Origin of the sequence: Propionibacterium cyclohexanicum (genome assembly GCF_900111365.1) — a bacterium.
Taxonomy (GTDB): domain Bacteria; phylum Actinomycetota; class Actinomycetes; order Propionibacteriales; family Propionibacteriaceae; genus Propionibacterium; species Propionibacterium cyclohexanicum.
This window is the reverse complement of record NZ_FOGZ01000004.1, coordinates 140,673-149,990: the sequence shown is the minus strand read 5'-3', so window position 1 is coordinate 149,990 and position 9,318 is coordinate 140,673. Positions and strand designations below refer to the sequence as shown.

9 protein-coding genes are annotated in these 9,318 nt (G+C 68.8%); all 9 read left to right on the top strand.

Annotated features, from left to right (window positions below; translation table 11 throughout):
* The first annotated feature begins 1,124 nt into the window (after positions 1 to 1,124).
* The 9 genes from BMX93_RS03525 (at position 1,125) to BMX93_RS03485 (ending at position 9,304) form a co-directional block, all read left to right on the top strand.
* Entirely contained in the window at positions 1,125 to 2,219 is a 1,095-nt protein-coding gene (locus tag BMX93_RS03525; protein ID WP_245725710.1) for a tetratricopeptide repeat protein, read from the top strand.
* The gene (locus tag BMX93_RS03520; RefSeq protein ID WP_091968001.1) at positions 2,216 to 3,232 is read left to right on the top strand and encodes an HAD-IIA family hydrolase; all 1,017 of its coding nucleotides are present in this window, start codon (positions 2,216 to 2,218) and stop codon (positions 3,230 to 3,232) included. The genes BMX93_RS03525 and BMX93_RS03520 overlap by 4 nt, the downstream gene beginning before the upstream one ends.
* 384 nt (positions 3,233 to 3,616) lie before the next feature.
* On the top strand, positions 3,617 to 5,221 hold the full coding sequence (locus tag BMX93_RS03515; RefSeq protein WP_091967998.1) for a family 43 glycosylhydrolase: 1,605 nt from the start codon (positions 3,617 to 3,619) through the stop codon (positions 5,219 to 5,221).
* Entirely contained in the window at positions 5,218 to 6,087 is an 870-nt protein-coding gene (locus BMX93_RS03510; protein ID WP_091967995.1) for an alpha/beta hydrolase, read from the top strand. The genes BMX93_RS03515 and BMX93_RS03510 overlap by 4 nt, the downstream gene beginning before the upstream one ends.
* A gap of 112 nt (positions 6,088 to 6,199) precedes the next feature.
* Complete coding sequence (locus tag BMX93_RS03505) at positions 6,200 to 6,823, top strand: biotin transporter BioY (RefSeq protein ID WP_091967993.1); 624 nt, start codon at positions 6,200 to 6,202, stop codon at positions 6,821 to 6,823.
* A 6-nt stretch (positions 6,824 to 6,829) separates the two neighbouring features.
* A complete protein-coding gene (locus tag BMX93_RS03500) occupies positions 6,830 to 7,576 on the top strand; it encodes an energy-coupling factor ABC transporter ATP-binding protein (RefSeq protein ID WP_091967990.1) in 747 nt (248 codons plus the stop codon).
* Positions 7,573 to 8,184 (top strand): CbiQ family ECF transporter T component, encoded by a 612-nt coding sequence (locus tag BMX93_RS03495; RefSeq protein WP_091967987.1) that lies wholly within the window; start codon positions 7,573 to 7,575, stop codon positions 8,182 to 8,184. The genes BMX93_RS03500 and BMX93_RS03495 overlap by 4 nt, the downstream gene beginning before the upstream one ends.
* 107 nt (positions 8,185 to 8,291) lie before the next feature.
* Complete coding sequence (locus tag BMX93_RS03490; protein ID WP_143052799.1) at positions 8,292 to 8,540, top strand: hypothetical protein; 249 nt, start codon at positions 8,292 to 8,294, stop codon at positions 8,538 to 8,540.
* Positions 8,537 to 9,304, top strand: a complete 768-nt coding sequence (locus BMX93_RS03485) for a TlyA family RNA methyltransferase (RefSeq protein WP_425438742.1) — start codon at positions 8,537 to 8,539, stop codon at positions 9,302 to 9,304. The genes BMX93_RS03490 and BMX93_RS03485 overlap by 4 nt, the downstream gene beginning before the upstream one ends.
* Positions 9,305 to 9,318: the final 14 nt, after the last annotated feature.

Below are 9,318 nucleotides of genomic sequence, written 5' to 3'. Positions count from 1 at the left end.
AACGCCGATGGTACTGCAGGGGGAACCCTGTGGGAGACTAGGACGCCGCCACACACTCAAGCTCCCCTCCACCCACCAGCGGAGGGGAGCTTTTTACTTTCCGCCACCATCCCGGTGCGCGGTCCGTGGGTGAGCTGCCCGGAGCTCGGCTCACCCGGTTTGGCAGGATGGACGTCATGGAACACTCGTCAGGCAACTCACGGTCCAGGTCCGGGGACTACGGCCCCCGGCGCGGCCGCAGCCAGGGTGGATCGTCTCGGAACCGCGGGGGAGGATCGCCCCGGGGTTCGTCCTTCCATGGTTCGTCGTCCCATGGTTCCTCGTCTGGTGGCTCCTCCATGCGCAGGTCGAACGGCTCGGATCCCTCGTTTCGTGGCCCTTCGCCGGCCAGCCGCTCGGGCAGGGGGGGTGGCTCCGGTGACCAGGGCAACTCGCGTGGCAAGGATGCCCGGGGACGCTACCTGTCCGAGGGACGCGACGATCCATACAATCGTCCGAGCCAACGCCGTGCCAGCGAACATCGTCCCGTCGGATCGGCATCCGGCGGAACCTGGCGGGAGCGCCGTTCGGACAGCGCCGGATCAGCAGATCGGCGCACCACTCAAGGCGAGGGCCGGGCTGACCGGTGGGATTCCGGTCGCCGGCGCGATTCGGGTGCCGCCCGGGAGTCAGGCAACAGCGCCGCTCCGCAGCGCGCGGACAGATATCTCGGCAACCAACGCCACTCGAGTTCGCGTCCGGGAGAGGACCGCTCGAAGGACCGGTCGCGAGACGATCGGCCCCGTATGGCTCGCTCCCGCGACGAGCGAGCCCGCGACGACCGAGGAGGCCATGGCCGTCCCGGCGGGCGGGGTACATCGGCCTCTGATCGCCGGGTGGACGGTGCGTCCGAAGGCTGGGGTGAGCGCGGCTGGAGTCACCGCGAACCCCGTCCCGACAGCGGGGGCCGTCCGCCGGCGAGGCGGACATCTGGCGACAGCCGCTCCCAGCGCGATGGTGCGTGGAGTGGCTCAGCCGATCACGGCGGAATGCGGCACGGTCGTGGGCAGCGTGGAGGGCGTGGCAGCGACCGGGGCCCGAGACCAGCAGGCTCATCGCGCGATGAGGGCCGTCGTGACAAAGCGGTGCGCGGGCAAGGGGCTCGCGCCGATCGCCGCGGGGAGGATCGTCTGCCCAATCCTGGCCTGGAACGCGCCGCCGATGAGCCGCAGGCCGATCTCGATGTCGATCTCAAGGCGCTCCCGCTACCAGTGCGTGCTGAATTGCGTGGGCTGCCCAAAGAGCTGGCCACGGTGGTGATGGCCCATCTCGTGGCTGCCCAGGAGTGGCTCGACGATGATCCCCAACTGGCTCTTCGCCATGCCCAGGCGGCGCGGCGCCGGGCTGCGCGGCTGCCCGTGGTCCGCGAGGCAACCGCGGAGGCTGCCTATGCGGCGGAGGACTTCCCCACTGCTCTCACCGAGTACCGGGCCGTCCAGCGGCTCACCGGTAGCGACGATTACTGGCCGGTGATCGCCGACTGCGAACGTGCCATCGGCCGGCGCGACCAGGCCCTGCGTACCATTCAGGCCGCGCACGGCAAGAGCCTCGAGCCGACGCAGAAGGTGGAGCTGACACTGGTTGAGGCCGGCTTGCGCGACGACATGGGGCAGCGTGACGAGGCGTTGAGGATTCTGCGCGAGGCGATCGGCAGGCGCGAGGGCAGCCATGAATCACAGGCGCGATTGCGCTATGCCTACGCGAACTTTCTCGAGGAGAACGGCGATACCGAGGGGGCACGGCAGTGGTTTGCCGCCGCGGCCTCCCTCGACACCGCGAAGACCCTGGATACCAGGGACCGGCTCGAGGCGCTGGGCATCGATGTGGGCGAGGAGGACCCGGACGAGAGCGACGACCTGCTCATCGAGGAGGACGACCGGCCCGAGCCCGAGCTGCCTCGCGAGGCACGTGCCCCCGAGCCAGCCGACGGGCCCGGTACCGAAACAGCCGGTACCGAAACAGCCGGTACCGAAACAGCCGGTACCGAAGAAGCCGGTGCCGAGCCGGTCGGTGGCGGGGGTGCGTCCTCCAAGGACGAGGAGCCCCCGACTCCCCAGATAGCGGCGGGCGACGCGTCATCGTTCGGAGCGGGCCAGGATGCCTGCGAGGCGAGCGAAGAGCAGTCAGTGACTGATCACCGGGAGCCCACCGACGATGAACCCGAGGACTCCCGATCGTGACCGGCACTGTCTTGTGCGACGACTACGACGCCGCACTGTTTGACCTGGATGGGGTCGTCTATCTGGGACCCGATCCTGTCGAGGGTGCGCCGGACGGCATCGCTGGCCTGCGGGCCCGCGGCATCCAGGTCGGCTTCGTGACGAACAACGCCGCACGTCCCCCGCGCACCGTTGCGGAGCAGCTCACCCGAATCGGCGTGCCAGCCGGGCCCCAGGATGTGGTCACCAGTGCCCAGGCGGTGGCTGCCATGCTCCGCGAGGCCCTCGACCCGGGATCGCCTGTCCTCGTGGTGGGCACCGACGCGCTGGCCGAGGAGGTGCAGGCCGTCGGGCTCCTTCCGGTCGCCGACCGGCACGCTGACCCCCTCGCGGTGGTCCAGGGATACGACCCGAAGATGAGCTGGCCGCGCGTGACCGACGCGGTCCACGCGATCCAGGCCGGAGCCCGATGGTTCGCGTCCAATCTGGACTCCACCAGGCCCACTGATCTGGGACTGGAGCCAGGGGTGGGCACTCAGGTTGCCGCAGTCGGCAGCTGCTTCCCCGGGCGCGAGCCCGAGGTGGCCGGCAAGCCCTTCCCGCCACTCTTGCGCGAGACCGTTCGACGTCTCGGTGGCAATCACCCCATCTTCGTCGGTGATCGGCTCGACACCGACATCGAGGGCGCCCATCGCGCCGGCATGGATTCGCTGTTCGTCTTCACTGGGGCGCATGGAGTACGCGATCTGCTCGACGCAGTGCCCAATCGGCGGCCCAGCTATATCGGCCACGATCTGCGCGCTCTGCTCGCACCGTCCCGGAAGGCGGGCCTGAGCGGCGAGGAGGCGTCGTGCGGCAGGGCCAGGGCCTGGCTCGACCACGATCAGGTGCGCCTGGAAGGGCCCGTGGGCACCCTCGATGAACAACTCGACGCGCTGTGGGCGGTCCTCGCCCTGAACTGGGCTGTCCGCGACGCGGGCGACAGGGCTCCGGAGCTCGGCACCGCAGTCGAGGCACTCAGCCTCGTGCACTGAGCGCCTTGTCGGAATACCGCAACTCCAGCGCCGGCATGCGGCCTTCCTGCTGTTCCGCGATCCAGTGGATCTGTGCCACCGGTGACGAGACCTGAAATGAAGCCCCGCGTGCTCACCCTGCTGAAGTATCTTCGGCCCGGTGACATCGTGCTCGATGCCCACCGCCAGCTTCACGAAGGCAGTCCCGGCCATGTCCCTGGTACGCACGCTGCGTCCCCGGGTTTTCGTTCCCGCTCGTCGGCCGGGGGTGCAGGCGGCTCGGCGGCCGAGTTGCCCAGAAGCGACCGGGCGCCGCGGTGGGTTAGTGTGAACGGCGCCGGGACATCAGCGGAGCCGCTGGTGTCCCCGTAGACCAACGCTCGTCACCCACCGCCGAGGAGCACGATGATCACCAATCCTGTCGTCAGAGGCTTTGCCCCCGATCCCTCCATGATTCGGGTCTGCAACGACTATTACCTCGCGACGAGCAGCTTCGAGTGGTATCCGAGTATCCCGATCCATCGCTGCGCCGATCTGGCCAGCTGGCATTACATCGGCAGTGTCGAGGATGCCGTCCCGGGCGGGCTGGACGGCGTCCCCGACTCGGGAGGTATCTGGGCGCCGGCGCTCAGCCACGACGGCGAGCGCTTCTGGATCGTGTACTCCGTCGTCCGATCGGTGGGGAACCGATACTTCGACCTGGACACCTATCTCAGTACCGCACTGGCAGCCGAGGGACCATGGAGCAGACCGGTGAGGGTGCCGAGCCACGGATTCGATCCGTCCCTGTTCCACTACGACGGTCACCTGTACCTGCTCAATCTGCAGAACGACCACCGTCCGGGCGCAGACCGGTTCGGCGGCATAGTGCTCCTCGAACTCGATCGACGGTCACTCGCCCCTGTTGGCTCTCCCCATCTGCTCATCCAGCACGACCGGCTCATCGAGGGGCCGAAGATGGTCTTCCACGACGGCTGGTTCATCCTCCAGCTGGCAGAAGGCGGCACCGGGTGGGAACACGGGGTGCGGATCGCCCGATCGCGCCAGCTGTTCGGCCCCTACGAGTTGGATGCCCACGACTTGCTCACCACGCGGGACGATCCTGCCGCGGTGCTGGCAAAGGCCGGGCACGGCGAGCTGTTCGACACACCCGAGGGGCAGTGGTATCTCTCCCATCTGGCAGCACGCCCCGTGGAGCAGGCAGCGGGACGGTTCTGCGAGCTCGGCCGCGAGACCTGCGTGCAGCCCATTGTCTGGCACGACGGCTGGCCTCGGCTCGCTCAGGGAGGCCACCATCCTGTCGTGCACGTCGAGCCGCCTGCCCAGTCATCCGGTGCCCGGGGGCCGGCCACGCCGCTCATTCCCCAGCCGGTCGACGAGCAGGCTCAGGTGCCGCGATGGCCCTGGTCGACACTGCGTGAGCCGGCCAATGCGTCATGGGTGCGCGAGATCGGCGACGCCATCGTGCTGCGTGGACGCCAGGGAATCGAGTCGAGGTGGCAGAACTCGCTTGTCGCCCAGCGCCTGAGCGAACACAGTGGCCGTTTCGCCGCGACCCTCCTCGCCGAACCTGCCAGCTTCACCCAGGCCGCCGGTATCGTCGCCTGGTACGACACGACAAGTCATTACGAGCTGGCAATCACCTGGGCCGAACCGGAGGGCCAGAGCCAGCGCGGCCAGCAGTGGCTCAACCAGGGTCGCCGGGTCGTGCGGTTGTTGTCCCGTACCCACGAGGGTGCCGAGGTGCTGGCGATGGCCGACGCCCCCCAAGGTCCGGTGCGCCTGGCGATGGCCTGGCACGCAGGTGCGATCCGATTCGAGGTCGACGGGGAACAACTCGGGCCCGAGCTGTCCTTGGCCCCGCTGTCCGACGACGTCCCGCGCGGTGCCCTGCGCTTCACCGGTGCAATGGCCGGCCTGCACGCCGAGGACCTGGTGGACCACAGCTGGTGGGTACGTTTCACACGGCTGGTTCTCGAGCAGAACGTCGATGAGCAGGGGGATTCATGAATTCGGTGTCAACGCACTCGGTCGTCTCCGGGCAGGGTATCCGGGCGATGGTCACCACCTCAGAGGAGCCGGTGCGTGCCAGCGTGCTCATGGTGCACGGATTGGGGGAGTCTGCCTCGAGCATCGCCGCATTCGCCCGGGCATGGGCCGGCTGGGGGATCCTCGTGGTCGCCCCCGATCTGAGGGGCCATGGCCGTTCGGCGCGATTCAGCGAGCCGGAACTGCTCGCGCATCCCGGTGATGTCTGGGTACGCGACGTGCTCGACCTGCTCGGCGGGCTGGACCTGCCCGATGCGCCGATCCTGTGCGCCGGCCACAGCGCCGGCGGGGGAGTCGCTGCCGCCGTGGCCGCGGCCCTCGGCTACGCTCGCGGTGTCTTCCTGGTGGACCCGTTCTGGCGCTTCCCCGTGACGCCGTACCAGAAACCATCCACCGCCCGCTCGGCGGCCGAGCAGTTCCGGGCCGAGCAGGCCCTCAGCATCGATGCGCTGGCCGCCCGATTGAGTGAGCAGTGGCCACGATGGTCCCCCTCCGAATGCCTGGCCCGTGCCCGCTCTGTGCACGAGACCCAGTTGGAGCTGGTGGCCGACGGCCACGTCATCCCTCGCGAACCCTGGCCCGGCCTGGTCCATGATCTGGTGGCGGCCGGAACTCCGGTGGACGTCGTGACCGGGACGGTGCGTTGCGGGATCAAGCCCATGCACCGCACGATCCTCAAGGAGGCGGGCGCGCAGGTGCACATCGTCGAGGGTGCCGGCCACTTCATTCGCCGTGACGCGCCCGACGCGTTGCTCGACCTGGCCCGCGCCTTCGTCGACCGGGTCTTGCCGTCGGTGTCGACCGAGGAGGCGTCCGCTCGTCAATAGCGCGGGCGGACCGTGCCGATGGACCCTCCTGAACAGCGTTCAGGACATCTTCTAGACTGAGCGAAGGAAGTCGGTTCGCGACGCCCGCGCAGGGCGTGGATCAGGAGGAAGAATGTCCACCCAGGCTCATGAGGCAGACAGATCGGCGGCCGGAAGTGCCCCGCGAGCAGGGCTGGGCGGCTCCGATATCGCCCTCATCGCCGTCTTCGCGGCTCTCATGGCCGTGTTCTCCATTGTGCCGGCGATCTTCCAGGTCGGCGGGATCCCGTTCGCGATCCAGATGATCGTCGTTCTGCTGGCGCCCCTCGTGCTCGGCCCGGTCCGGGGTGCCTCGTCCTGCGCGCTGTACATCCTTGTGGGGGTGGCCGGGCTTCCGGTCTTCTCCAATGGCGCCTCTGGCCCGGCCGTGCTCATCGGCCCGACCGGAGGCTACCTGTTCGGGTTCATCGCCTCCGGATTCGTGGCCGGCGCGGCCGCCCGGGCGGCGCTGCGCGCCCGCCCTTCTCGCAGGATGCTGCCGGTCGTGCTCATCGCCGCCGCGGTGCTCGGCGCGCTCACCGTGCACCTGTGCGGGGTGATCTTCTTCATGGCCGTGCTCCACATGGATCTCACGAAGGCCCTCCTCACCACCGCTCCTTTCTTCCCCTGGGATGTGGTCAAGGCGGTCATCGCCGGCCTGCTCGCCGTGGCCGTCTTCACGGCCTTCCCGGCGCTGCGTCCGACCCGCAAGGCCTGAGCAGCCATGATCGAGTACCGCGACGTGGGCGTGGAGGTCGACAGCTACGATCAGGCCGGACGCTCGCACAGCCAGCAGATCCTGCGCAACATCACCCTGACACTCGGGCAACGCCGGATCGGTGTCATCGGGGCCAACGGCTCGGGGAAGTCGACCCTCCTCAAACTGGTCAACGGCCTCATGAAGGCGACCAGTGGGCAGGTGCTGGTGGAAGGCCTCGACCCGGCTCGCCAGGGACGCCAGGTGCGGCGCCTCGTGGGGCATGTCTTCACCGACCCGATGGCCCAGCTGGTGATGGCGACACCGCTGGAAGAAGTCGAGCTCAGCCTGCGCGCGTCCATGCCCGATCGCACCCGCCGCCATGAGCGCGCCTTGGCCCTTCTTGCCTCCCGTGGCCTGGCGGCGCTGGCGAATCGCAGCGTGCACGCCCTGTCGGGCGGGGAACGCCAGCTCGTGGCGCTGACCTGCGTGCTCGCCGTCGATCCGAAGATCGTCATCGCCGACGAACCCACCACGCTTCTCGATCTGCGCAACCGGATGGAGCTGTCCCGAGCGTTCGATGAGATGGACCAGCAGCTGGTCTGCTCCACCCATGACCTCGATCTTGCGGCCCGGATGGACCGCGTCCTGCTCGTCGATGCCGGTCAGGTGGTCGCCGACGGCGAGCCAGGGAAGATCATCGCGCTCTACCGCGAGACCATGAGCCGTGCGACCATGAGCCGTGCAGCAGGCGGCCAGGGGATTCGGGTATGAGACCGGAGCACTATCTGGGTGTCTACCGGGCGGGGAGCTCAGCCATGCACCGCAGCCCGATCTGGCTGAAGTACCTGCTCCTTCTGCTGCTCGGTGTGGCGCCCTTCTTCCTCCGTGTCGTCGGCCTGTCGGTGGGCTGCCTGGTGCTCGCCGCCCTGGTGTCCTGGCTGGGGGCGCGTCAGCCGCTTCGCACACTCAATCCCGGTGTGGCCGTCTGGGTCATGAACCTGCTCGTCCTGGGTTACTACGCGGTCTTCTGGGACTGGCGTACCGGGGCCGTGTTCGTTGCCGGCATGCTCAGCTGCCTGTGGCTGGCCCGGATGCTCACCAGCACCAGCCCAGCCTCCCAGATCATGGATGCGCTGGCCTGTCTGGCTCGGCCATTGCGGGTGTTCGGAGCCAAACCCGAGAGATTCGCGTTGGCCATAGCGATCATGTGGAACTCCATCCCCTATCTGCTCGTCTCGGTGCGCACCGTGCGCGAGGCAGCCAGGGCACGCGGTCTGGAACGGCTCTCCTGGCGATTCGCAGCGCCGGTGGTGGTCAGCGCGGTAGGACATGCCCTCGCGGTGGGCGAGGCCCTGCAGGCTCGTGGCTTGGGCGACTGACAGCCTCCGCAACCCGGTGGCCGGGCACCGGCGCGGCCACCCCACCGCTCAGACCCGCTGGCTGTCCCCTCCCTTGCTGTCCGCGTCTCGCGGTAGGCTCACAGGCCATGGACGAGCCCACTGCACGCGTGCTGCATCCGCAGCCGGCGCCCGCCGGCGACCCCCCGCACACCGGGAACCGGGCCGTTGACGAGGTGCTCGAAGCCTGCCGGGGGCTCGCCGCGCTCGATCCGGCCGAACAGCTGGCCCGGCTCGATGCCGCCGAGCAGGCGCTCACCGGTATCCTCGACTCCTCGCGCGATGGCCTCGTGCCAGTCCTGCCCGATCTGGCGCCGGGAATCGAACAGGCCTCGTGACAAACCGACTGAGCGCCGCCGACCGGTCAGCGGCGCGGCTCGACGTGACTTTGGCGAACTCCGGGCGGGCCCGCTCGCGCTCCCACGCCAGCGAACTGATCCGCTCCGGACGGGTGAGGCTGTCGGGGCAGCCCGTCACGCGCCCGTCCACCAAGGTGCTGCCCGATGCACCCATCGACGTCGACGACGATCCCTGGGTGAGCCGCGGGGCGCACAAGCTCATCGGGGCACTTGACGAGTCAGGCATCACTGTTCCCTCTGTCGTGCTGGATGCCGGGGCCTGCACTGGAGGCTTCACCCAGGTGCTGCTCGACCGCGGTGCGCAGCGGGTCCATGCGGTGGACGTCGGTCATGATCAGCTGGCACCCCAGCTGAGAACAGATCCCAGGGTGAGCAATCACGAGGGCCTCAACCTTCGCGAATTGAGCGTGGGCGACCTGGATGGGCAGCTGGTCGACCTCATCGTCGGCGATGTCTCGTTCATCTCGCTGACACTGCTGCTCGGCCCGCTGAGCACAGTGCTTTCCCCCGATGGTGTGGCACTGCTGCTCGTCAAACCGCAATTCGAGGTGGGCAGGCGTCGACTCGGAGCTGGCGGTGTGGTGCGTGACCCCGCCGATCGCCGCCGGGCAGTGGACACCGTCGTGGATGCGGCGGCCCATATCGGCCTGCGGAGCTTCTGGCAGGCACCCAGCCGGGTGCCCGGACCCAGCGGCAACATCGAGTACTTCGTGGGCCTGCGTCGCGGCGCAATCCCCGACTGACGAACGGCCGCCCG